The sequence below is a fragment of the Cyanobacteria bacterium GSL.Bin1 genome, from assembly GCA_009909085.1.
Taxonomy (GTDB): Bacteria; Cyanobacteriota; Cyanobacteriia; order Cyanobacteriales; family Rubidibacteraceae; genus Halothece.
On the sequence record JAAANX010000050.1, the window covers coordinates 1 to 23,384 of the forward strand.

General features: G+C 42.6%; 20 protein-coding genes. 4 read left to right on the top strand and 16 right to left on the bottom strand.

Translation table 11 applies throughout. From position 1 onward, the window contains the following. Nucleotides 1-76 (top strand): IS200/IS605 family transposase (locus tag GVY04_05205; GenBank protein ID NBD15550.1); only part of this gene is annotated, 76 nt, incomplete at its 5' end. 93 nt (nucleotides 77-169) lie between these two features. Here the strand turns inward: GVY04_05205 and rsmA are convergent. The 8 genes from rsmA to GVY04_05245 all read right to left on the bottom strand — a co-directional run bounded on the left by rsmA (nucleotide 170) and on the right by GVY04_05245 (nucleotide 8,745). After that, a complete protein-coding gene (gene rsmA, locus GVY04_05210; GenBank protein ID NBD15551.1) occupies nucleotides 170-979 on the bottom strand; it encodes a 16S rRNA (adenine(1518)-N(6)/adenine(1519)-N(6))-dimethyltransferase RsmA in 810 nt (269 codons plus the stop codon). A 104-nt stretch (nucleotides 980-1,083) separates the two neighbouring features. Then, nucleotides 1,084-1,725 (bottom strand): hypothetical protein, encoded by a 642-nt coding sequence (locus GVY04_05215; GenBank protein NBD15552.1) that lies wholly within the window; start codon nucleotides 1,723-1,725, stop codon nucleotides 1,084-1,086. A 33-nt stretch (nucleotides 1,726-1,758) separates the two neighbouring features. Beyond that, nucleotides 1,759-3,009 (bottom strand): ergothioneine biosynthesis protein EgtB, encoded by a 1,251-nt coding sequence (gene egtB, locus GVY04_05220; GenBank protein ID NBD15553.1) that lies wholly within the window; start codon nucleotides 3,007-3,009, stop codon nucleotides 1,759-1,761. Then, a complete protein-coding gene (gene egtC / locus GVY04_05225) occupies nucleotides 2,963-3,790 on the bottom strand; it encodes an ergothioneine biosynthesis protein EgtC (protein NBD15554.1) in 828 nt (275 codons plus the stop codon). Before egtC ends, egtB begins: the two co-directional genes overlap by 47 nt. A gap of 71 nt (nucleotides 3,791-3,861) precedes the next feature. Next, the gene (minE, locus tag GVY04_05230) at nucleotides 3,862-4,125 is read right to left on the bottom strand and encodes a cell division topological specificity factor MinE (protein ID NBD15555.1); all 264 of its coding nucleotides are present in this window, start codon (nucleotides 4,123-4,125) and stop codon (nucleotides 3,862-3,864) included. Nucleotides 4,126-4,227: 102 nt separating this feature from the next. Then, entirely contained in the window at nucleotides 4,228-5,031 is an 804-nt protein-coding gene (gene minD, locus GVY04_05235; protein ID NBD15556.1) for a septum site-determining protein MinD, read from the bottom strand. A gap of 94 nt (nucleotides 5,032-5,125) precedes the next feature. Continuing rightward, on the bottom strand, nucleotides 5,126-5,902 hold the full coding sequence (gene minC / locus GVY04_05240; GenBank protein NBD15557.1) for a septum site-determining protein MinC: 777 nt from the start codon (nucleotides 5,900-5,902) through the stop codon (nucleotides 5,126-5,128). A 197-nt stretch (nucleotides 5,903-6,099) separates the two neighbouring features. After that, complete coding sequence (locus tag GVY04_05245) at nucleotides 6,100-8,745, bottom strand: CBS domain-containing protein (protein ID NBD15558.1); 2,646 nt, start codon at nucleotides 8,743-8,745, stop codon at nucleotides 6,100-6,102. A gap of 469 nt (nucleotides 8,746-9,214) precedes the next feature. On the opposite strand from GVY04_05245, the gene GVY04_05250 reads away from it, so the two are divergent. Genes GVY04_05250 through GVY04_05260 form a run of 3 tightly spaced genes read left to right on the top strand, consistent with a single transcriptional unit; the run spans nucleotide 9,215 to nucleotide 13,027 of the window. Continuing rightward, nucleotides 9,215-10,819 carry a PAS domain-containing protein gene (locus tag GVY04_05250; GenBank protein NBD15559.1) on the top strand — a complete coding sequence of 535 codons (1,605 nt, stop codon included), beginning with the start codon at nucleotides 9,215-9,217 and terminating at the stop codon, nucleotides 10,817-10,819. A gap of 18 nt (nucleotides 10,820-10,837) precedes the next feature. After that, nucleotides 10,838-11,230 carry a response regulator gene (locus GVY04_05255; GenBank protein ID NBD15560.1) on the top strand — a complete coding sequence of 131 codons (393 nt, stop codon included), beginning with the start codon at nucleotides 10,838-10,840 and terminating at the stop codon, nucleotides 11,228-11,230. Between the two features lie 57 nt (nucleotides 11,231-11,287). Beyond that, entirely contained in the window at nucleotides 11,288-13,027 is a 1,740-nt protein-coding gene (locus GVY04_05260; protein NBD15561.1) for an EAL domain-containing protein, read from the top strand. On the opposite strand, the gene GVY04_05265 is transcribed toward GVY04_05260, so the two are convergent. The 8 genes from GVY04_05265 to GVY04_05300 form a co-directional block, all read right to left on the bottom strand. Further along, nucleotides 13,020-14,300 carry a TldD/PmbA family protein gene (locus GVY04_05265; GenBank protein ID NBD15562.1) on the bottom strand — a complete coding sequence of 427 codons (1,281 nt, stop codon included), beginning with the start codon at nucleotides 14,298-14,300 and terminating at the stop codon, nucleotides 13,020-13,022. The two genes, GVY04_05260 and GVY04_05265, sit on opposite strands and share 8 nt — an antisense overlap. Next, on the bottom strand, nucleotides 14,297-15,160 hold the full coding sequence (locus GVY04_05270) for a DUF1092 family protein (protein ID NBD15563.1): 864 nt from the start codon (nucleotides 15,158-15,160) through the stop codon (nucleotides 14,297-14,299). The genes GVY04_05265 and GVY04_05270 overlap by 4 nt, the downstream gene beginning before the upstream one ends. Nucleotides 15,161-15,343: 183 nt before the next feature. Continuing rightward, nucleotides 15,344-16,579: a glycosyltransferase gene (locus GVY04_05275; protein ID NBD15564.1), complete on the bottom strand. Its 1,236-nt coding sequence runs from the start codon at nucleotides 16,577-16,579 to the stop codon at nucleotides 15,344-15,346. Nucleotides 16,580-16,757: 178 nt separating this feature from the next. Continuing rightward, a complete protein-coding gene (locus GVY04_05280) occupies nucleotides 16,758-17,942 on the bottom strand; it encodes an aminotransferase class I/II-fold pyridoxal phosphate-dependent enzyme (protein NBD15565.1) in 1,185 nt (394 codons plus the stop codon). A gap of 295 nt (nucleotides 17,943-18,237) precedes the next feature. Beyond that, nucleotides 18,238-19,800, bottom strand: coding sequence for a hypothetical protein (locus tag GVY04_05285; protein NBD15566.1), 1,563 nt, complete (start codon nucleotides 19,798-19,800; stop codon nucleotides 18,238-18,240). 27 nt (nucleotides 19,801-19,827) lie between these two features. Then, a complete protein-coding gene (locus tag GVY04_05290; protein NBD15567.1) occupies nucleotides 19,828-20,559 on the bottom strand; it encodes an OmpA family protein in 732 nt (243 codons plus the stop codon). A 74-nt stretch (nucleotides 20,560-20,633) separates the two neighbouring features. After that, entirely contained in the window at nucleotides 20,634-22,865 is a 2,232-nt protein-coding gene (locus tag GVY04_05295; GenBank protein ID NBD15568.1) for a hypothetical protein, read from the bottom strand. Then, entirely contained in the window at nucleotides 22,859-23,227 is a 369-nt protein-coding gene (locus GVY04_05300; GenBank protein NBD15569.1) for a hypothetical protein, read from the bottom strand. Before GVY04_05300 ends, GVY04_05295 begins: the two co-directional genes overlap by 7 nt. Nucleotides 23,228-23,384: the final 157 nt, after the last annotated feature.

The following is a 23,384-nucleotide window of genomic DNA, read 5'->3' on the forward strand; positions in this document are numbered from 1 at the left end:
TTTCATTGCTAGTTGTGGAGGAGTGACGGTATCTCAACTTAAGAACTATATTGAGAAGCAAGAAAGACCAGATTGATTGTGCCTCTCCGCTTCGCTACGAGTCACGGGCTATCCTTCCCGACGTTGATGCTTCGCATACAACGCGGGGCTGTCGCCCGAAGCTCATTTCCTACTTCTGGGAAGGGATGAGTTGATCCACTTCATTACATAGTCGCACCCAATCGGAAACACGAATCGCTTCCGCCCGTGCTAAAGGAGTAATTTCTAATTTTTCTAAAATCCTTTCTAACGTGTCTGGAGAAATAAGACCCTTTAAATTATTCCGCAACATTTTCCGACGATTGGCAAACCCCAATTTGACCAGTTGTTCTAATCGTTTTGGTGAAGTCACCGGTAACGGAAACGGGCGTGGGGTTAAGGCAATAATCGCGGAATCAACTTTTGGGGGTGGGGAAAAGGCTTTGGCAGGAACCAAAGCAATCAATTCACAATTAGCCAGATATTGCGTTCGTACTGATAGCGCCCCAAATGTTTTTGACCCCGATTGAGCACAAATCCGTTCCGCAATTTCTTTCTGCACTAAGAGAACAATTATTTCATAGCGTTGTTGGGGTTGGGTGATCGAGCCCAATAATTTTTCCAGAATCGGTCCTGTAATATTGTAAGGAATATTCGCCACTACTTTATTTGGAGTTTCTGAAATAATTTGATTGAGATCGAGCTTTAGAAAATCTCCTTGTAAAAGCACTAAATTTTCAGTTTTACGGAACTTTTCCTTGAGATGTTTAATTAAAGCCTGATCCAGCTCGATCGCGATGACTGTTTTGGTTATTGCTAATAATTGGTCCGTTAGAACCCCGGTTCCAGGACCAATTTCTAAAACAATATCTTCATGTTTTAAGTCAGCTGCTGTAATAATTTCTTTGAGTGCTTTTTCACTTTTGAGCCAATGCTGAGCCAATCGTTTTTGAGGTCGCATTTCTAATCAATTATTTATTTTTATATCAAAGAGAAGATAAATGACATAATTTTTACTCACTTTTTCGCTTATTTCTGCTTGAATAATATCCTGATTATGACGAATTAATTTTCTGATATTTGACTTATTTCCTGAGATTGATTTCCTTTTGGTCGTGAGCTTATTGTTGGAGAGGGTGCTTTCTCTTTCCCTTTGTCTTTGGGCTTCGGTTTGCCTTTCTTTTTCTTCATAGGTGGAAACACTTCTTGCGCTTCTACTAAAAGCAGTTCATTCCCTTTTCTTACTGCTTCGACTTCCCAAAATGCTCCTGGCATCGGATTCACTAAGTGACCCTTAATTTCCACAAAAAAAGGGTTAAATTTACGAATCGCTTCTTTATTGGGACGGATACTAATGCCAAAATTGCCTTGATCTTCATTCCAGAATAGTAAATTCCCCCGAATACTAAACCGATCTTCTAAAATACTATCCGGTGCAATATTCGCTCCCTCTTCATTGCGATAGGTTCCTTTTAAAATAAAATGGAGACAAGGATCCTCTTTGAAGGTTTTGAGCCAGCAGTTCCAAACCAGTTCTTCATTGGGGGGTTGCCACCATCTCCGAAACAATTCAGCGGGAAACATTCCATCTCGCGTCATTAAGACACCCTCAGCACTTGCTGTATCGCTAGGTAGATAAATCCCGCGCACAATGCCGGTGCTACGATATTGATTCTTAATCGCGGGATCTTGGATATAAATGGTCATTGTCTCAGAAAGCTAACACTTAAATTTCTCAAGTTAATTTATAACAGTCTTCGCACAGCGAAAACCGACAAAAATTTGACGGAGATGCGGATAATACCAGTTACGCCAACTACTGTTTAATGCCCAAGGGCGAGTGGCCCAACTGCCTCCCCGTAACACCCGATGCTGGTTGTCAAAATAAACTTCTGAATAACCGCGATAGGGATAGGCTTCAAAATTTGGATAGGGAGAGAACCAAGATGCCGTCCATTCCCAAACATTGCCCAGTAAGTCGTAACAGCCATAATGACTTTCTCCAGCCGGATAAGCGTTCACCGGTGTTGTTTGTCCAATGCGCGTATCATAGTTGCCGTGGGCAGAGTGAGGAAACTCTTCTCCCCAAGGATAAGTGGTCGATTTGCCAAGAGTGGGCTGCCAGCAGGCTGCTTTTTCCCATTCCGCTTCCGTTGGGAGACGTTTCCCCACAAAATTGGCATAGGCTTCTGCTTCATACCAACTGACGCCATAAACGGGGTGATCGGCCCATTCTTTTCCTTCTGACCAGTATAAGGGCTTGGCAACCGGATTATTTTGTAACCATTGCCATCCCGTAGAGGACCACCATTCCCGAGTTTGATATCCCCCAGCTTCCATAAATTGTCGATATTGTCCACAGGTAACCGGATAGAGATCGAGCCAATAATCGTCTAAATCAACCGGATGGGCAGGACGGGCATTATCTTGAGGGGTTGTATCGCTGCCCATGATAAACTCGCCGGCTGGAATTTTGACCATTTCAGCAACGACTTCTCCAGTGCTGTTAGAGGGAGCAATAGGATACAAAGGCAAACGTTGGCGCTGTTGCAGTTGTAAAATCAAACTGATGGTTTCGCTATGTTGACATTCATGTTGAATCAGCCACCACCAAAGACGACTTTGTTCAGCAACGGGTGCAGTTTCTAAATAGTCTAAAACTGCAGCGCGAATATCGTGAAGATAGTCGAGAATGAGGGAGATCGAGGGCAGATTTTGTCGGTCTTCTTTGGGGAGAACATCCGCAGCGAAAAGCTGGCGATATTGAGGGTAGAGAGGAGGAGTGCCTTTGAGGTGTTCTAAAATCCATAATCCTTCGGTGAAGGCAATGTGTCCTAGATGCCACCCCACTGGACTAAAGTCAGGATGAGCTTGGGTGCAAAACCGATCAAAATCTAAGCTGTCAAAAAATTCAAGGCTGCGATCGCGCGTTTGTTCTAAGGCATCATAAATAGCACTGCGGTGTAACTTGATTGATGTGAACTGTTCCATCCTCTCCCACACAAATCATACTTTGTTCTGGACAACGTTTCCAGTTTCCCTCAAATAACGGTTCTGATGCAATGATAACCGCATCAGGATAGTTGGGATCCGCTTCTAGCCAGTAGAGGCTGGGTGCTGGCGAACGACTGGCAAAACGGCTAGCAACCAACTGCTGACCATCACTCACCACAATGTTGGCACAAAAATAAATATTGCCTTGGGCTTGGGCAATATCACTGAGTTGATTCAAGGCTGTTTCTACCGCTTGTGCTAAAGAGAGTTTCGGTTGTGTGTACAGCTGATGCAGAATTAAACCAAAAATATGTTCGGAGTCGGTGGTGCCATGAATATGCAGATAAACCTCATCATGTAAATTGAGACGCAGAGGACGATAGAGGGTTTTCCGAAACTGATCGATATAGCCATTGTGAGTAAACAATAACGTGTGAGAGAGTGATAAGCCCTCACTGGTAAAAGGCTGACAGTTACTTAAATCAACGGCTAAGCCAGGCGTTGCACTGCGAACATAACCTAACCAACATCCCGCTTCCACATAGCGACTAATTTGCGGTAAGTTCAGATCGCTCCAAATCGGCATTGTCTGTTTATAAATGTAGGGCGATGTTGCCTGGTGAGGATGATACCAGCCAATCCCAAACCCATCTGCATTCATCAATGCCGACTCCATTTCTTTGGGTTGATAAGCTTGAACAACTAGGGAGTGTTGAGGTTGACAAAGGAGTTGGTCTAGCTGTACGGGCGAACCGAGGTAACCGAGGAGACGGCACATAATGATTTCAGCAGTAATTACATTCAGATTGATTGCGTTTTAATTTTAACGTTCTCATTCATCAAAGCCGTTCACTCTTTAACCCGACGAATGGGTAAATTTGCAATCAGGGCTGTAATCCCTTCTCCACTTTCGAGATTAAACTCGGTACTGTCGATGTCAATTTCCACATACCGGGCGACCACTTCTAAAATTTCCTTGCGCATGGTTTCTAGAGTTTCTTCACTCAACCCGGAACGATCGTGAGCAATAATCAGTTTAAGGCGTTGTTTGGCTTCATCCCGACTACTGCGGGATGGGTTACGGTTAAACAGTCGTTCTAAAAGTTCCATTATCCTATGTGGCTATTTCTTCATTTGTGATCAAAAAGTTATGGGTGACCCGACTCTCCCGCTCTATTCATTATGGTACTGGGTAACTGACGACAAGTCATTGTTTTAGAGCGGTTCCGTAAACCAACGACGGATCCGCTTGAGTAACGTTTCTTGCGTGTCCATCAAGTTCAGAAAACTGACTTCATCTCCTTTGATCCGGCGGGCAATATTATTAAAGGTTTGTCCGGGAATTGACAGTTTTTCTTCTAAGACTAGGGGTTCTCCGCGATTACTGGAGACAATAATCCGTTCATCGTCTGGAACAATGCCAATTAAAGGAACCGAAAGAATATCTAAAATATCTTCAACACTCATCATATTATTCATTTGAATCATTTCTGGTTTCACCCGATTCACAATCAGTTTGGTGTTACTAATACTGTTGGCTTCGAGTAACCCAATAACTCGATCTGCATCACGTACAGCTGCTACTTCTGGCGTTGTGACAATGATGGCTTCTGTTGCGGGCGCGATCGCGTTTTGAAAGCCCATTTCAATGCCAGCAGGACAATCAATAACTACATAATCGTAATCCGGGGCGAGACGAGACACTAACTCTTTCATTTGTTCCCGGTTGATTGCCTCTTTGCCGCGACTTTGTGCCGCAGGAAGCAGGACCAGTCCAGATTGACGTTTATCTTTAACTAACGCTTGTTCGAGACGACACTCGCCACTGAGGACATCGATTGCGGTGTAAACCACTCGACTTTCTAACCCTAACAATAAATCTAAATTACGCAACCCAAAGTCAGCATCAACGAGCGCTACTTTATTGCCTAATTTCGCCAAAGCTGAGCCAATATTGGCAGTGGTTGTGGTTTTACCAACGCCACCTTTTCCAGAGGTAATGACTATAATTCGACTCATAATTATATTGAATAAGACCGACTAATTTTCAAGTTTCATGGTGTAAGTCAGGAGGAAACGGATACCATTAGCAGAAATCGCTTTCGGTTTCCCATTAAGCCGCTCGATCCTCCCAAAATTGTTTTTCGCTATCAAAGCGGCGAGTTTTTGCAAAATCGAGTCCCCGCGTAATCCGAATGCCTTCCGCTGCAATATATGCAATTTCAGGTTGCTGTTGCTGGGGAAGTGGATTAGGGGCACGCGCCACAACATCGGCAATCCGCAGCTGAGTCGGTTGCAGTTGTAAGGCAAAAATTCGACAGGTGCGATCCCCTTTCACCCCTGCATGGGCTAGCCCTCGCAGTCTCCCCCAGATTATAATATCTCCTTGGGCAAGGACAGCTCCACCGGGATTGACGTCTCCACAGAGAATAATTGTTCCATCATGGCGTATCTCCATCCCCGAACGAACGGTGGTTTTTAAGTAAAGGGGTTCACCATGCTTGATTGGGGTCCCATTGCGAGAGGGGTTCAGCGATGAAACCGGAGGAGGTTGGATGACAGAGTACCCCGCTGTTGCTGCGGCAACAGCCGTTTGCCGACGCGTGGTTTCCACAGAGAAGAGATATAAATCCACTTGTTTGAGCGCACGCGCGATGGCGTTTAATTGTGATCCATCCAAAAGCCGATCGCGCGCTTGCATAGCGACCAACGTTTGCGGTTCCCAAAACTTTTCACTCGCATTGAGGCGATGATTTAACTGTTGCCACAACTCAGCCCAGTCATTAGTCCCATCCAGGACAGGGGCAGGCGGGAGATAGAGCACCACTTGGGTTTCGTCTCGTTGCAAACGCACCGGAGATTCTTCGCTCGTGTGACTATTCTGGTTCATAACAGAGGCGTACTAAAACTTCTTCAATGAATCAATCAGCGCGGAAATCAACGCTATCCTACCACTATTTATCAGTTACTCGTTACCACTGATCAGTTACCAAGAGAAGGGAACTGGGTGACAAGGCAATTCAATCGTGTGTCTCTATTTTTCTATTGTCCAACAAGTGGTCGCAAAAAATATTAACCGATTTTGGCTTAACTTTTGACTCCGGGACGGACTAAGATAACAGTTCCGGAAAACCGATTGGCAATCATCGCTGGCAGATTATGCTCGAAACTAGCATCTAAAGCCAGAGAACGAGAGGCCCGTTGTAAGGTAGTCAATAAAACAATGACATCACATTCCTTTTCCGTTGCTAATTGCAACACCTGATTTTCAGTGGCTGGAGGCGGTAACCGAATTCCTTCCACTGGGGCGTGGAGTTGTTTGCTAAATTCTTGCACAGTGGCTTCGAGAGGGTTTTGTTTCGGGGTTAATTTTTGACGATTCCCATTGCTATTGATGGTACACAAAATATATTCCGGGGCAGCACAAAAAGCACTTAACTGGGGTAAGAGGTCAGTCAGGTGTTTGAGGTTCGTTTCTCCTAAGTTGAGGGGAACGAGCCACCGTTGGGTAACCGACTTCTCCTTAGGGACTGTTTTTCGACTCCCTTTCACAAAAACCACATCACAGGCTGCAGTTCGGATCATTTTGCCGGTGATATCCCCAAATAAACGTCCCGTAAAAATGTTTTTTGTTCCTTTCCAACCCATAATCAACAGAGAAATCTTCCGTTCTTGGATGACTTCTAAAATAGCTTCACTGCGCTGATGGGTGGTTCTGAGTTGTGTATGAACCGGTAAGTTGTACTGTGCAGCAACGGCTTCTGCTTGTTGCAATAATTGGCGACCGAGGGTGGGATTGACCCAAGCCTGATCAGGAGCTAAGTTGCGAGGAACTTTCATCAGATGTAATAATTCGAGTTCCGCTTGCCGATATTGCGCGATCGCGCTGGCAAACTCGGTTAAACCAACAACGGTTTCGGGATTCGTCACCGGCAACAAAATTCGTCCTTTCCCCACTGCGGGGGAGCGTGTTTGATAAATAATATACGACGGTTCCCCAATGACTCGTTGGGCAGCGGGTTGATCAAAACGATTCGCCTCGTGCAAGGCTTCCACTTCCGCCCGAATAATATCACTGCGCGTAATAATGCCCACCAGTCGTTCTTGCTTGGTCACGGGTAAATGAGAGAGATGGTAACGATTGAGCAGATAAAGGACTTCTTGTAAGGGTGCCGAAGGACTAACACTAACGGGTCGCTGGGACATCATGTCTCGGAGGAGCAAGGGTTGGGAGCGTCCCATAAATTTCCCTAAGTCAGTTTGCGTAATCATCCCCACTAACTTCCCTTGTTCTACCACCGGAAATCCGCGATGGGGAGAACGGGAAAAGGCTTGACAAGTTTCATCTAAATTTAAATCGGTAGAAAGGGTTTCCACCGGATATTGCATCACTTGTTCGGCACTCACCCGCCCCAGCAGCGGATCCACTTGCATTTCTTCTCGCAGGTTGATCCCTTTTGCGGCTAATAACTCTTGATAAAGAGAGCCAGAGGAGAGACTTTCTGCCACCAAATAAGCCGTAGCACAGCTAATCATTAAGGGGAGGACTAACTCAAAGTTGGCAGTCAGTTCAAAAATAATGATAATGGCAGTGACGGGGACTCGCACGACAGCAGTAAACATTGCTCCCATACCGGCTAAGGCATAAGTGTTGGCACTCCCGGCACCTACCATTGCCACTTCGGCAACGCCAATCAGGTAGCCTAATGCCGAACCAATGACAAGGGCGGGGGAAAATAATCCGCCGGGTGCCCCGGAGCCATAAGCAATCAGGGTGAGAAAAAAATAGGCAATGAGCGCGATCGCGGTCATTTGCCAACCGCCTTCCCCGGTAATTAAAAAATCCCGTAACCCGGCATTATCCCGGAAAAATGGGGGAAATGCTGCGATAATCGAGCCTGAAATTAATCCGGCCACCGCAATTCGTAAGGGCAGCGGCCAAGATAAACTCTGATAGAAGCCGAGACTGAATAGAATCCCCCGATTAAACAATACCCCCACTAATCCAGCCGTAATTCCCAACAATAAAAAAAACGGAATTTCCTGAGACGCAAAGGTTACTTCCCATTCTCTTGCCGAAACGAGCCCAGAGAGATTGACATCGGATGATCCCAGTAAGCGAGAAACAACCGCTCCTGTAAAAGAGGCCAGAATGGCCGTTTCTAGGGTAAACCCAGAAATATCTCGCATCAACTCTTCCACGACAAACACAATGCCCGCGATCGGCGTATTAAACCCAGCTGCTAACCCAGCTGCTGCCCCTGCCGCAATTAACTGCCGGCGGTGTTGCGGAGAAGTCGGTAGCCAAACACTGAGTTGTGCCGCTAACGTCGCTCCAATATGAACCGTGGGTCCCCGTCTGCCGAGGGTAAACCCAGCCCCTAAAATAAAAATCGTTCCTAACATTTTCACGATCGCGGAGCGTAGCGAAAGCGACATCGGTAATTGCGCTAAAACGGCTTTGACTTGCGGGATGCCACCGCCAGCTGCATCAGGTGCCAACCATTGCAAACAAACGCCAGTTAACCCGCCAAACAAAAAACTAGCAAGAGGAAGCACGAGCCAACCGTGTTCATTGGCCGCTGCCACACGATAATTCCCGAGCCAGCTAATCCCCTGTTTGAGAGTGAGTGCTGCTAGTGCTGAAATGACTCCAATCAGACACGCTTCCAAGAGAGCATAGCGCTGATCAACGGGTCGTAAACGGAGAAATTTTAACCAAGAAGAAAACATTAATCATTAATATTTAAGAGTTAATAATTATAACTAGTAATTGACAGATTATTTGGTATAAAAAATAAACAAAGTTTCTTGTATTGACCGATATTATGCCTGGACTATCGTGGGGTTAACTTATTTAATTAGCATTAATTTTTATTTAATTTAAGTAAATCTTCGGTTTTATTGCACTTAAAATTTGATTATGATTAAGCCATAAAAAAACATGAATTGGCCAAATGATCAACCTGCCTCCATCTTAGTTGTAGATGATGAACCTGATAACTTTGATGTCATTGAAACGGCTCTTGTCAATCAAGGATATCAACTCCAATATGCTAGCAATGCCCATAATGCTTGGCAGCAATTAGAAATTTTACCCGTTGATGTAATTGTGCTGGATGTGATGATGTCCGATCAAGATGGCATCAGTTTTTGTCGTGAGCTGAAAAATCATCCGCGATCACAGCACATTCCGATTCTTATGGTAACTGCTCTCACCGAGAAACAAGACTTAGTTCAATCTTTAGCAGCAGGAGCAGATGATTTTCTAAGTAAACCCTTGAATTACCTTGAACTTCAAGCAAGAGTCGCTTGTCTAGTGCGGATTAAAAAGCAATATGATCAGTTGCGAGCTTTATTGGCCAGTCGAGAAGAAGAATTACGTCATCGTCAAGAAGCAGAAGTCTCCTTAGCGAAAATGAATGAACAATTGCAAGCAGTGATTGATGCAGTTCCTGGTTTTATCTCTTGGATCGGGAACGACTTGCGATATCGCGGCGTTAACCAACGGCTTGCGAAAGCGGTGGGGATAGCTACTGAAGAATTTGTGGGTCAACCCTTAGGTTTTTTAGATTCTGCTCAAGAATTTGAAACATTTATTCAGGACTTTATTGGCAAAACGAAGCGGGAAACTGCACAAATCATTCTGAGTGTTAACTTTCAAGAAAAACTACGAGAAAATCTAATTGTTGCTCAAAAATATGAGCAAGGACAGTCGATTGTAACCGTAGGAATTGATATTACAAAATGGAAACAAGCAGAGAGAGAACTGCAAGTCACAACTAATCAACTGATAACATTACTGAATACATTAAAGAGTGGTGTTCTCCTTCAGGATAAAAATTGGAATGTTATTTTACCCAATCAGATATTTTACGAAATTTTCAACCTCAATCCTGCGATTGATGTGCTCACCGGACAAACAAATTCTGAATTAGAAGACTATTATCAAGTGTATTTCTCAGAGCCTGAACGATTTTGTCAACAAAATACCATGCTGTTGCGAGGCCAAAAATCCGTTATTAATGAAGAATGGACGCTGCGAGATGGCCGGATTTTAGAGCGCGATTATGCGCCAATTTGGGTGGATGGTTCCTGTCAAGGTCATTTATGGATGTATCGAGATATTACAGAACGCAAACGCGATGAAGAACAACTTAAAACTTCATTACAGGAGAAAGATTTACTTTTAAAAGAAATTCATCATCGAGTTAAAAATAATCTCTTAGTTGTGTCAAATTTATTGGGACTACAAAGTCTCTATGCTGAAGATGAAAAAGTATCAACTTTGCTGAATGAAAGTCAAAATCGGGTGCATTCTATGGCACTCATCCATGAAAAACTTTATCAAAGCACAGAGCTAAAAAAAATCAACTTTGCTGATTATTTAAGAGATTTGACACAGACTTTATTCGACTCTTATATTGCCGACAATCAGAACATTGAATTGGCATTAAAACTAGAACCAGTTTGGCTGAATGTAGAAACCGCAAATCCTTGTGGTTTGATTGTAAATGAATTAATATCTAATTCTCTTAAACATGGCTTTTCTGATGGTTGTGAAGGAAAAGTTTGGTTGGAATTACGCCAAAGCAAAGATAATAATCAAATCACTTTAGAAGTTAAAGATAATGGTGTAGGATTACCTCCCAATTTCGATCCCATGCAAGTCCAATCTTTAGGAATGGAACTGATTGTAACCTTAACTGAGCAAATTCAAGGCGAGTTATCAATTACTAACACTAACAACGAAGGTGCAAGTTTTCAAATTACTTTCCAAGAATTACAATATCGTCAACGCTATTAAAAAATTAAAGGAGGAGAGATGAAATCGAGTCGGGGAAAAATTTTAATTGTTGAAGATGAACTCATTATTGCAAAGTCTTTGGCTCGGCAATTGGAAAATTTAAGTTATGAGTTAGTAGGAACTGCCTCTTCTGGAAAAAAAGCATTGGAAATCATCCAAAATAATCTGCCCGATCTAGTTTTAATGGATATTGTAATTGCCGGAGAAATGGATGGTATTGAAACGGGAAAAAAGATTCGAGAACAATTTGATATCCCGATTATTTATTTAACGGCTTATAGCGATGACGAGACGCTTAAGCGCGTACAAGAAAGTGGTGGTCAAGGGTACATTTTAAAGCCTTATAAACAGCGAGAAGTGCATGCAGCAATTACGATGGTTCTCGCGCAATATCAAGACCAAAAATCTTGAACCAAATGAGTAACATCAATCAAGAGCTGCCTGTCAAAATCGAGAGTCAGTAAAATTATGGATATATACACTGACACTTACCCATCCATTCTCGTGGTCGATGATGATCCCAATAACTATGATGTGATTGAAAGCTTACTCTACGATCAGATCTATCAATTCCACTATGCAGAAAAGTGGAAAATTGCCTTAAGGCAGCTGCAACAGATCAAAATTGATTTGATTTTATTAGATTTGATGATGCCAGAAATGAATGGGCTGGAGTTATGCCGATTAATTAAGAGCGATCGCGCTCATCAAGGTATTCCCATTATTATGATGACCGCATTGGGAACACGCGCCAGCTTATCGCAGGCTTTAGAAGCTGGTGCCGATGACTTTATTAGTAAGCCCATTAGTGGTTTAGAATTACGAGCAAGAGTGCGCTCTATGCTCCGAATAAGTAACCAATATCAAAAAATTCGGGAACTCAATAAAACTTTAGAGCAAAAAGTAGAAGCCCGTACCCGCCAACTGCAGGATATGATTTGTTATCATCCACTGACAGGGTTAGCGACTCGTTTTTCTCTCTTGCAGCAGCTGAATGATTTGTTGAGTACAGATCAAGGATTTGGGCTGCTTTATTTTGATTGTGATGATTTTCAGTTGGTGAATAGTTGTTATGGTTATGAAATTGGCGATCAGGCACTGTTAGCCATTCGCGATCGCGTTTCTCTGTGTTTAGGCGCTAATGATTGGTTTGCTCACCTCGGCGAAGATGATTTTTGTATTCTGATCACCCATGCTAGAAATGAAGCAAACGTACAGGCGATTATTGATCGAATTTTTGCTGCCTTTAAACAGGCGTTTTTGATTAGTCACCAAGAAATTTATTTGTCAATTTCAATGGGAGTGGTTTATCAAAGCGTACCTTGGGAAAAAGATGCAGAACGCATTTTGCGTAATGCAGATACAGCCCTGAATTGGGCAAAAAGAAAAGGGAAAAATAATTACCAGCACTTCCAAGCCAATATGCATCAAATCACAAGAGGAAAGTTGCAGCTAGCGAGAGATTTGCGCCAAGCTTTAGTCCGAGATGAATTTTGCGTTTACTATCAGCCCATTATTGACTTAAAGCAAGATCGGATCAGTGGTTTTGAAGCCCTCATTCGTTGGCAACATCCAGAGCAAGGGTTAGTTTTACCAGACAAGTTTATCGCCTGCTTGGAAGAAACAAGTTTAATTATTCCCGTTGGTATGGTTATTTTAAAAAAAGCCTGTCAGCAATTAAAGGTATGGGAAAAACAGGGCAAGCCAGACTTACAAATTAGCGTTAATTTATCGCCGTTGCAATTTCGAAAAAAAAGTCTCCTTCATGATGTTGAGTCCGTGTTGTATCAAACTGGGTTATCGCCATTAAAGTTGAAATTAGAAATTACAGAAACGCTGACAATGGAAAATTTACACCAAGCTGTCAAAGTGATCAAAGCCTTTCGATCGCGCGGTATTGAACTCAGTATTGATGATTTTGGCACCGGGTATTCTTCTCTGAGTTATCTCCAGCAGTTTCCGGTTAATAACCTGAAAATTGATCGCGCCTTTGTCAATCTTTTAGAAAGCGATGTCAATAACTTGCAAATTATCCGCGCGATCATTTATCTAGGAAAAGCATTGGGAATGAGTATTACTGCAGAAGGGATCGAAACAGCCTCTCAAGTGGCTCAACTCAAACAACTCAATTGTGAATTTGGACAAGGCTATTATTTTGCTCAGCCCATGAGTGCAGAAGAGGCGTCTGAATATCTCTTTTCTAGCTAACAGCGGATAAGCTTTCCACAACCAGAGAAGGAGTGACATAAGATTCATTCATTTGCACATCTTCTCCGAGAGTAATCAGGTGGTTGAGTGCCGTATAAATATTACCGGCAACCATTGTATCTTTCACACGACCGGTAATTTTGCCGTTTTCAACGCGATAGCCCAGTTCAATATTGGCGGAAAAGTCTCCCGAAAGATCTGCATCGCCTCCTAGGAGTTGATCAATGACCAGTCCGTTATCTAATTGGGCGATTAAATCGTCTAAACTTCCCTTACCAGGGGCAACGATTAAGTTAATCAGACTTGGGGTGGGATAACGCCCTAAACTGGGACGAAAACCATTACCAGTGCTGCCTGTCCCGAGTAAACGTCCTATAGCGCGATCGCGATAAAATTCTTTTAACTGTCCTTTCTCAATGAGAGTTAGCTGCTGTGTCTGTGTCCCTTCATCGTCAAAGGGACAGCGTTCAGGATTACGGGTCGGATCTTGCCAGAGTGTAATTTGGTCTGAGATCACTTGTTGCGTTGCGCGATCACTCCAGGGAGAAGACCCCTCCCAAATGCGTTTTCCATTGAGTGCAGCAATCACAGTCTCCCAAAATAACGGTGCTGATTTCGGCATAAAAATGATGGGAACCTGTCCTTGCGGTGCCGGAACCGTTGCTTGTGCCCACTTCATCCCTTGGGCAATGCGTTGCTGAAGAGGCTGTAAATCAAGGGTATGGGCTGATTCAATCCCATCGGCAATCCCTAAAAAATCTTCGCCGCGGACCCACTCCACTTGGAAAAAGGCACTGAGGCTGATGTCAGTATATTGACAGTCGGTTCCTCGGCTATTGAGGAGGCGGGTGGTGTGTTGTTCGCAGTCGAGTTCTCCGCTACAAATGACGCTGGAATTGAAGTTAGAGAGTTGCGCGATCGCGCTTTGACCGGTTGCAATGAGATGATCTTGGGCAACTGAGTGACCCTGTGTCGGATAAACTTGCTGATGATCAGCGGTGAGTTCAATCGTTTCTGGGGGATTCAAGGGACACAACGCTAACGCCCGTTGTACCATTTGTTCGGGGTCCACTTTCCCATAAGCGACAGTCACACCAGGGGCGCGATCGCGCCACACCCGTAAGGCAATACCTTCTGATTCAATGGTTTCGAGCTGCTTAAGGCGATTGGCTTCAAAATAGACCGGATGAGAACGAGAGATCAGTTGATAGACCTCTGCTTCTTCTGCCCCAGCTTTTTGCGCCGTTTCTAAAATTTCCTCTGGGTTGATCATGCTAGTAACCAGAACCCGGCAAAGGATTGCGAACTCGGATCACTCTGAATGGCTAAGAAGTGAACCCCTTTTGCCTCCTTCTTGGCAGCAGCAAATCCTTGCGCTTCCTTGAGCGTCTCTGGATTGGTAATATCAGCTAAAATCCAACATTCACTACTACCGGTTTGTAGCACTAAACGGGGCAAGCTGCCCTGCTGCAATTGAATTTGAGAAAGTTCCATCCCCGACATCCAACCGGCAAATGGCATCGCCCGCGGTGAAAAAATAACCAAGCCCGGAATCTTCGTTTCTGAGGCTAATTCAAATAAAGAGAGAGGAAACCCTTCTCCAAAACTAATCTCCCACTCTCCCATCTCTTGAAAAGCTGCTGCTTCCAGGGTGACAAATGCCCACTTATCCCCCTTATCCCCCCGAATCGCATCGGGAAGAATCACCGCACTTTCCGCGGGATATTGCACCGAGGCATTACTCATCGCCGTCTCATCATAGCCTTCTTGTTGGGGGTAAACTTGTTCTAATCGCTCTTGTAACCACTTCTGTAACGCATAAGTGCGCCGACTGGGAAGCGCAGTAATCCCTAAATCATCGCAGGCTTTCGTAATCATATTATTCATTTGACGACGAAAGAAGCGAATTTTTTTGGGGGCAGTGTCTGCCTTTTCCATCGCCTCCTTCAAAGCTTCTTGCAGGAAAATTGAGTTCACATTCTGTGCCGCACAAAACTTGGAATAGCGAAACAATTTTGCTTCGGTTGCTTGCACCTCGAGGGGACTTTCACAAATTAAGACTTCCCACTGCTTTTTATTGTTTTCATCTCGAATCGGACGAGAGTAGAAATCAAGTTCCCAAATCGTTTCCATAAATTAGGTTCTCATCAATAGTTGACCCCTCTTAGCACATTAGCAAGTTTTCCGAGATTTTTGAAATGGTTTCGCTACTTCCTCAACCCGAGTTAATCGGTGACTCCCTTCTGGTTTCGAGGGTCGAGAACCTGATCCCCCCTGGTCATGACTAATGGGAAACACAGTGTTAAGCCGTTTCATTTAATTGAGGATAGAGCGATATAAGTGACTCAGTTGTGAAGCGACCCCTTCCCAACTAAACTCGCTTTCCATCCGTTTTCTCGCATTTTCACCGAGTTGATTGCGCCATTGGGGATCATTTAAAACGCGATCAATTGCTTTCGCGAATGCTTGCTCATCTTTGGGGGGAACCAGTAATCCAGTTTCTTCGGAGACGACAGTGAAGTTAAGCCCGCCAACAGCACTGCCCACAACCGGCGTGCCACTTGCCATGGCTTCAATCGGTACTAAACCAAAAGGTTCATAGTGACTCGGAACAACGCAGACATCGGCAGCAGCAAAATATACGGGCAGATCCTCGTCAGAAATGCGTCCGGGGAAGTCTGTTATCTCACTCAGCCCTAATTCATCTACAATTTTTGTAATCCGGTCTTTTTCCTCACCGTCACTTTGACCAGGACTGTAAGCCCCGGCAATGATGAGCCGTAAAGGGACTTTGCCACGCAATTGAGACTGATAAACGGCTCGCACCAAGGTTTCAATCCCTTTACGCGGGTCGAAGCGTCCCACGTAATAAATAATTTTTTCTGTTGGTGCAAAGCCTAATTTGGCTCGCGCTTGTTCATGAGTGATCGAACCAAAGCGATGGATATCTGTGCCACAGGGAATAATTTCGATATTACCGCGAGTGGAAACGAGTGAGCGCAGATCGTCTCTTTCTTGAGGACTGGTCGCAACAATACAATCAGCAGTTTCTAAGGTGGCTTTTTCAATTTCTAAACGTCGGCTTGCAGTATGGGGGGGCTCTTTTACCGATTGATATTTCACTGCCCCCAAAGAATGATAAGTATGGATCATCGGGAGTGATAACCGCCTCCGGAGTTCTAATCCCACCCAAGCCGATAACCAGTAATTGGTATGGATCAGTGCATACTCTCTCCCTTCCTTGCGAGCAAATTTCAGTAATTCTTCCACAAATTGATCACAGTGTTCAAAAATTTCTTGACGCGGAATAAAGGTTTGCGGACCAGCAGTTAGACGAATCGTGCGACAAAACTTTTGATGTTGAACAATACGGGAATTATTAGCATCGGACTGGCGAGTAAACATATCGACATCCCAACCCAAGCCCGCCAGAGCATCTCCCACGTGCCGTACATAAACATTTTGTCCGCCCGCTTCTTCCCCTCCAATATCAACGGCAGGGTCACCATGTACGGAAATTAAAGCAATCTGTTTGCGATGATCGGTATTCATTCTTTCCTTTCCCTCCTCCTGGTTGATGCTTAGTCCGAAAGGTTTTGATGGGTGAACTCAACAGTGATAGCAGCTACCGTTACTGTAACCTGTCATCATATCGCGCTTTAACTTAGCAATTCTCGACAAAGGGGTTAATCAGCTTTCGGAAAGATTTTTTTAGTCTAAACCAGAGGCTTTAAGATTGGACAAATTTAGTGAGACGTTCCAGTCCATTATGGATGGTTTTTAAATCAGTGGCATAGGATAAACGAATGCAGGCATCGTTACCAAAAGCGATCCCCGGAACCGTTGCCACCTGCATTTCTTCTAGTAATTCGTTAGCAAAGTTAAACGAAGTTTTTCCAGTTTTGCTGATATCGACAAAGAGGTAAAAGGCACCGTAAGGAGTGGAACAACTCAGTTCTGGCACCTTCGTCAATACATCTAACATAATTCGTCGTCGCTGAGCGAAAGCCGTTCGCATTTCGTCAATCGCCGTTTCAGAACGAGGATTTTCTAACGCCGCGATCGCGCCATACTGAGCAAAGGTACAAACGTTAGAGGTACTATGACTTTGAATAGTGGTCATTGCTTTGATAATTTCTTCGTTACCTGCTAAATAACCGACCCGCCAACCAGTCATGGCATAGGTTTTGGCAAAGCCGCTACTCACTAAGGTGCGAGCAAAAATGTCTGAATTCAAACTACCAATGCTAATATGTTCGGCATCGTCATAGAGAATTTTTTCGTAAATTTCATCAGAAACCACCCAGAGATCGTTACTGACAATGACATCCGCTAAGGCGGTGAGTTCATCTCGGGAGTAAACCGCACCGGTGGGGTTAGTGGGGGAGTTCAGAATAAAAAGCTTACTGTTGGGAGTAATACTGGCTTCGAGTTGCGAGGCGGTAATCTTGTACTCTTGTTGAGCAGTGGTAGGAACAATAACGGGGATACCGCCGGCAAGTTTTACCATTTCCGGATAACTCAGCCAGTAAGGGGAGGGAATAATGACTTCATCACCAGGATTAATAAATGCCTGCATGAGGTTAAACAGCGAGTATTTGCCACCGTTGGTGACAATGACTTGATTGGGAGAGTAGGGTAAGTTATTGTCAGTGTAAAGTTTGTGCGCGATCGCGCTGCGAAGTCGGGCTTCCCCAGCAGCAGCCCCATAACGGGTTTTGCCCTCATCCAGCGCTTTTTTCGCTGCTTCAACAACGTGCTTTGGCGTATCAAAATCCGGTTCTCCCGCGCTAAAGCTACACACATCCAAGCCATCTGCTTGCATCGCTTTGGCTTTGGCTGAAATTTCTAGCGTTAACGAAGGAGTTACTTTACGAACACGATTGGCTAAAGGAATATCACGCGATCCGCCCACACTATCCTCCCATCTATTTTAAATAACTGCTCTTCTAGTGTCTCAGACTATGCCTATCGATCGCAGGGGGATTGTAGTATTTGTTACAGTTTTTTGACATTAACTTTGAAGTTGAAGCCCTCTAAACACACATCTAGGAAAAAGCTCTTTTTGCTTCTCGTTCCAGTTGCTCAATTATCTCTCCGCCATCTAATTAAATTTCTTTCTCGTGTTCTTCGTTTATCGCTATCAGGATCATGAAGTGGAAGTCCTGTCCTGGTATTATAGCGATCATGCTTGGCGGATTCTTCAGGATTTAACTCCCCTTTCGCGGGTATAAGCTTGCTATACTGCTGGAAAAAAGCGGTAGAGGAAAAGCTGCTCGTGCTTCTCGTTCTAACTGATCAATTTCTCGTCGCCAGCGTACTAAAACGCTTTCCCGTTTCCATTGCTTTTCTCGATCAGGTTCACGAAGCCCCTGCTGAGGGTTATAAGGATCAAGATAAGGTTGATTGGGATTATTTTTATTCCTACGTTTGAAATGAGTTGTACCAGAGTTGGGTAAAATTCCTCGTTTTCGCAGCCATCTTTCACAATACACTTGCCACAGGTATTTATGATCATGTCTTTCTCCACCGAAAGCCCGTAAACGCTTTACGGATAACTGAGAAGACTCAAACAATTCTTCTTCAATATTCGGATACTGATGACGGTTAAAAATGCGAGTTTCACTTCCACTCCCACGGAAAAACTCGACAACAAACCAATCACCAAAATCAAAAATACAAACTTCTGTTTCCTCACTCCCATCATTTTTAATAATATCTATATCTTGTTGGATTTGATTTCCTACAACATTGACTGAAGACTGCGGAAGTAAAATGCGAATGCGTTCAAATCGATCTGAATATTGCTCCCAAAAATACTTTCTGCTATCGAGTTGATTTTCTTCCCAGTCTTGTAAGGGTAACCGTTTTAAAATAATTTCAACTAACCTTTGGAAATCTCGATAGTTAGCTGCACTAAACCATTGTCTTAACGCACTTTTTCCTTCAGGAGAAAGCCGATTCCACTTCGATGCTGTTGCCCGTGAACTATAATTAGTTTGTAGCCACTGGACTAAATTGTTAAACTGTCCCCCAACTTCGGCACTAACTGTTTTTAGTAAGGTTTCGACTGCACTAATTTCTTGCGCGATCGTCATATCTTGCAAACAGTTGAGTAACCAATTAACATTTTTTTGTTTGGGATTTAATTGCTCAGAAAAAGCAGTCGCGACATATTCTAAAGCATGATCAATAATGCTTAAATTAGTAGGTAGTTGAGCAGTTTTAAATAAGTCTTGAGGTGTTAACTCTTCTTGAAGTGAAAGTTTAGCTATCGGTAAAAGTGGATCGCGCCGTTGCAAGGTAATTAGAATTTTAACAGGTAAATCATCATCATTGACATCTGATAAGTTAGAAAAGGTTTCTACCAAAGAGGGTGCTAAACTATTTCGATAACCGTCATAATAATGAGCTAAACGCCAATACAAACGCTGTTTTACAACATCATTATCAATAGCACTTTCCCAAATCAAGCGAGAAGTTGATAATCGTTGGTCTTTTGAATGTTTTTGATCCCAGTCTTTTTTATAAGAAATGCAGTAAACCCACTCCAATAAACTAATATTTTCGGCGTTTCCTTGTGCTAAATCCATAAAAATTTCATCTAAAGAACGAGGAGAACGAGTTTGATATTGATTTACTTCGGGAGGTAGTTCTGGCGGAGAAAATTTATTATTCGTTCCAATTTCAGCAGCTAATTTTGTTAGTGCTGTTGGTTTTAACTGAAATGATGAGATAGATGCAATAGGAATAAACCGACTTTCTTTAGTCATTAATTTTTCTCCATCTTAAAAGTAATTTTATTTGCTTTCTTTATCAATTGATTTTTTAATTTTCCCCTCTTCTTGATTAACAAATTCACTAAAATCAGGACGACGTAATTGAAAGCGGAATGTTACTTTCCGATCTCTAGGGTCATCACTTGCTTGATTCGCATCAATTTCTCCACGACCACTAATTAAAATCTTCTCCTCAAAACGCTCTTCATTAGGGAAATTAAGTTGATCAGAAAAAATATAATTAGTGACAGATAAAGCCCGTTCTAAACTTAAAGCCCGATTCGCTTCATCTGAACCTTTAGAACTCGTATGTCCTTCAATGACAACCCGTGCGATTTCTTGTTCAAATTCTTGATCAGAAAAAATCACTTTACTGTACGTAGGAATAAATCTATTGAGAAACTGTTTTCCTTCTGGCTTTAGCTCAGACTCTCCTTCTGCAAATAAAATTTTATCATCAAGACTAACATCTCCTGTTTCTGGATCAACTTTTACAGCATCATCACCAATTTTATCTTCAATTTCGTCTGCAATTAGCGAAGGCAATTTTTCTAGAATATCTTTATATTTTTGTAACTCTTTGATTGTTTCTTGCAATTGAACTTGAGTTGCGATAAATAAGAGAGCAAAAAACAAAAGTAATCCTGACATCAAATCACTAATCGAAAGCCAAACTCCTGATTCTTGATCTTCTTCAATATCTAGATCTAGATCGAGTTCAGAATTAGAATTAAGTTTTTTAAGATCTGACATTTTTCTCCAAATTATTGACTACAAAAATTTATTTTTTCCCTAAATTGATATTCTAAGGAAAATGTATGAAAATTTTAACGATTACTATCAGAATTTCTTAAATCATTGGCTGCTGCTACCAAATGTTGAGCAACACCCATTAATCCTTGAGAAGTTTTATTGAGTTGACTGCAAACCTCTTCTGCTGCTTGTTCTGATTCTTGTCGTCCTTGTTCATAAGTTTGATTAGCTTGTTCAAAGTATTTGTTTAAATTCTCATTCCAAGTTTCTAACCCTTGATTGAACTTTTGAATCAGATTATCGTAGGCTTGATTGATTTTTTCCGATTCACTTCCGAGAGTTCTGGCTATTTCTTGAATTTGTTCCAAACGTTCAGCAGACGTTAAACCAGTTGTATTTGCTAGGTCGCTAACAGCTTTTGTTGTTGTTTGAATTTTCTCCATACTTTCAATCACTTGTTCTGTCATATTTTTGGTATCTTCTTGGAAAACTCGTTGTAATTCTTTAACAACTTCCTCTAAGCCTTCTCGCTGTCTTCCTAATGTTTCTTCAAGGAGGTTATTTTGTTCTTCAAAAAACTGATTGAGTGAATTTTGATAGGTAACGCGAAAGTTTTCTAATTCTTGCTGTACCGTTTGACGAGTATTTTGCAACATGAAATCAATATTAGTTAATGTTTCATTCAAGTTATCGCTGGCGTTACTCATCATCTCAGAGGCTTCATTTCCAACCCGAGTCAGCGTATTTGATTGTTCCACAAAAGCGTTATTCGCTTCCTGTAAAATATCTTGAGTAGAAGTTTGCACTTCTTCAAGCATGGTTCTTTGTTGTTGCGCTTGCGTTCTGAGAGCAGTTTGTAATTCTTCTCGTATTTGTTGGAAAGTATTTGCTGTTTCTTCCGCACTTTCAGCAAAAGCATGACGTTGAGTTTCTAAGCCTGAAATACTCTCATTCATGGCTTGGGTAATACTGGTTTGTAAATTCTCACCAGCGTTACTCATCATCTCAGAGGCTTCATTTCCAACGCGAGTCAGTGTGTTTGATTGTTCCACAAAAGCGTTATTTGCTTCCTGTAAAATGTTTTGAGTAGAAGTTTGTACTTCTTCGAGCATTATTCTTTGCTGTTGCGCTTGAGTGGTCAATGCTTGTTCTAAGTCTTCTCGTATTCCTCGGAAAGTTGTGGAGGCTTGTTCAGCACTTTCAGCAAAAGCAGTTCGTTGGGCTTCCATTCCTGAAATACTTTGATCAACTGCGTTATTAATATCTGTCGCCACTTGTTGCATTACGCCTTGGGTATCGGTTTTAAACTGATCTAAAATTTGTTGTAGGTTTTGAGCAAAGGCTTCGAGTTGTCCAAGCGTTTGTTCTTGGAATTGTTGAATGGTTTGAATAGATGTCGCCAAACTCTCAGAAATTCCCCCTAATTCTTCCTTCAGTTCTTTAACTGCACTCGAAGCCTCTTGAGTCATTGCTGCGCTTTCATCAAGACGAGTCATTACAGGTTCAATAACCTCTGTTTTTAGTTCTACAATTAAAGTTTGTAGAAGTTCTTGACGTTGGTTTTCAATGGTTTCACGTTGAAGGTTGAGATCTGTTTTAATTTCTTCAAAAGTAGGGTTTAAGGCGGTTGCAACTTCCTCACCAATTATTTCAGGTTTAAGATGAGCTAACGCTTGCAAAGTTTCGTTTTGAGTTTGAAGATCAGTTCTGAACTCTTGGAAACTTGGTTTTAAAGCAGTCGCAACTTCTTCTCCAATATTTTGAGCGTTGAGAGTTCCTAGCCCTTCCAGTTTTTTCGCAATTTTGCCTAATTCTTCAATGGGATCTGAGGGTTGATTGCGATTATTTTGCTCACGAATTTTCGGCATGAGAGAATTACGGCGAATCCGTTTTAAGGTTTCGCTACCAGCGAGAATAAAAATGAATAAACTTGCGCCACCTAAGCCCCAAAGAGAAGTTGTAAAAGCAGTTTTCATTCCTGCTAAAAGTTCAGTGCTATTGTTTAGAAGTGCATCAGTATTATTGATATTTTCTAAAGCAATGCCTTGTAAGCCTTGAGAAATCCCCCAAAAAGTTCCCAAGATTCCGATCGCGGTCAGTAAAGTTGGAATAAAATGTAATGGACTGCGAATATTTCCTTTATTAAAAATAGAAAGATCGCGATTTTTACTAATTTGGTTTGCTTTTTTGCCAGTTTGCCTGTAATAGGTAAAACACAGATACGCTTCAATGAGCAATCCGATTATGAAAATGATCCGTACAATGTTAATAAAAAACAAGTTATTTGTTTCGATCGCGCTCAACATATTGATGAAAATTCCTCACTATTTTTCCTTTGAATCAATTGCGTTAATTCTTGTTCAGTTAAAAGTTCTTCAGCAACCCGCACAGGAAGATGGGCTGCATTCCAATGTCCGTTAATGCGATCGCGCAAACGAAGACTATAAAGCGGTTCTTCGCTCTCTGTTTCTTCATCAAGGACGAGATACACTTGTTGGGGATAATTCCGTAATAGTCGCAGTTGAAGACTACTTTTGAGATCGCGCAGAGAAATAGCTAAGCCCGCATTATGATCCAAAAGTTCTTCTGAGGCTTGTTTCCAAGCGTGATTAATGCTTGTAATTTCTATAACTAGAGTTTTGAGACTAGGATTAGGATTAAGTTCCATAAGTTGACAGCGTAGGGACAAACCGTTGCGTTGATGATTCCCGCCTGTCAACGAGAACTTGTCAATACTGATGAGAGACAAGTCTAAATTGTTCAATAGAGGGAGGTGGCGAAAGCTTAGAAAACGCTAGAAATCGAGGTCAAAACAAAGACTAACG

What these genes read in the sequence shown, in the direction of transcription:
- GVY04_05285 (NBD15566.1), bottom strand. Translation starts at nt 19,800, where the DNA reads ATGACTAAAGAAAGTCGGTTTATTCCTATTGCATCTATCTCATCATTT.
- GVY04_05275 (NBD15564.1), bottom strand. Translation starts at nt 16,579, where the DNA reads ATGAATACCGATCATCGCAAACAGATTGCTTTAATTTCCGTACATGGT.
- GVY04_05245 (NBD15558.1), bottom strand. Translation starts at nt 8,745, where the DNA reads ATGTTTTCTTCTTGGTTAAAATTTCTCCGTTTACGACCCGTTGATCAG.
- GVY04_05265 (NBD15562.1), bottom strand. Translation starts at nt 14,300, where the DNA reads ATGATCAACCCAGAGGAAATTTTAGAAACGGCGCAAAAAGCTGGGGCA.
- GVY04_05260 (NBD15561.1), top strand. Translation starts at nt 11,288, where the DNA reads ATGGATATATACACTGACACTTACCCATCCATTCTCGTGGTCGATGAT.
- GVY04_05270 (NBD15563.1), bottom strand. Translation starts at nt 15,160, where the DNA reads ATGGAAACGATTTGGGAACTTGATTTCTACTCTCGTCCGATTCGAGAT.
- GVY04_05300 (NBD15569.1), bottom strand. Translation starts at nt 23,227, where the DNA reads ATGGAACTTAATCCTAATCCTAGTCTCAAAACTCTAGTTATAGAAATT.
- egtC (NBD15554.1), bottom strand. Translation starts at nt 3,790, where the DNA reads ATGTGCCGTCTCCTCGGTTACCTCGGTTCGCCCGTACAGCTAGACCAA.
- egtB (NBD15553.1), bottom strand. Translation starts at nt 3,009, where the DNA reads ATGGAACAGTTCACATCAATCAAGTTACACCGCAGTGCTATTTATGAT.
- GVY04_05255 (NBD15560.1), top strand. Translation starts at nt 10,838, where the DNA reads ATGAAATCGAGTCGGGGAAAAATTTTAATTGTTGAAGATGAACTCATT.
- GVY04_05290 (NBD15567.1), bottom strand. Translation starts at nt 20,559, where the DNA reads ATGTCAGATCTTAAAAAACTTAATTCTAATTCTGAACTCGATCTAGAT.
- minD (NBD15556.1), bottom strand. Translation starts at nt 5,031, where the DNA reads ATGAGTCGAATTATAGTCATTACCTCTGGAAAAGGTGGCGTTGGTAAA.
- GVY04_05215 (NBD15552.1), bottom strand. Translation starts at nt 1,725, where the DNA reads ATGACCATTTATATCCAAGATCCCGCGATTAAGAATCAATATCGTAGC.
- GVY04_05295 (NBD15568.1), bottom strand. Translation starts at nt 22,865, where the DNA reads ATGTTGAGCGCGATCGAAACAAATAACTTGTTTTTTATTAACATTGTA.
- GVY04_05250 (NBD15559.1), top strand. Translation starts at nt 9,215, where the DNA reads ATGGTAACTGCTCTCACCGAGAAACAAGACTTAGTTCAATCTTTAGCA.
- minC (NBD15557.1), bottom strand. Translation starts at nt 5,902, where the DNA reads ATGAACCAGAATAGTCACACGAGCGAAGAATCTCCGGTGCGTTTGCAA.
- rsmA (NBD15551.1), bottom strand. Translation starts at nt 979, where the DNA reads ATGCGACCTCAAAAACGATTGGCTCAGCATTGGCTCAAAAGTGAAAAA.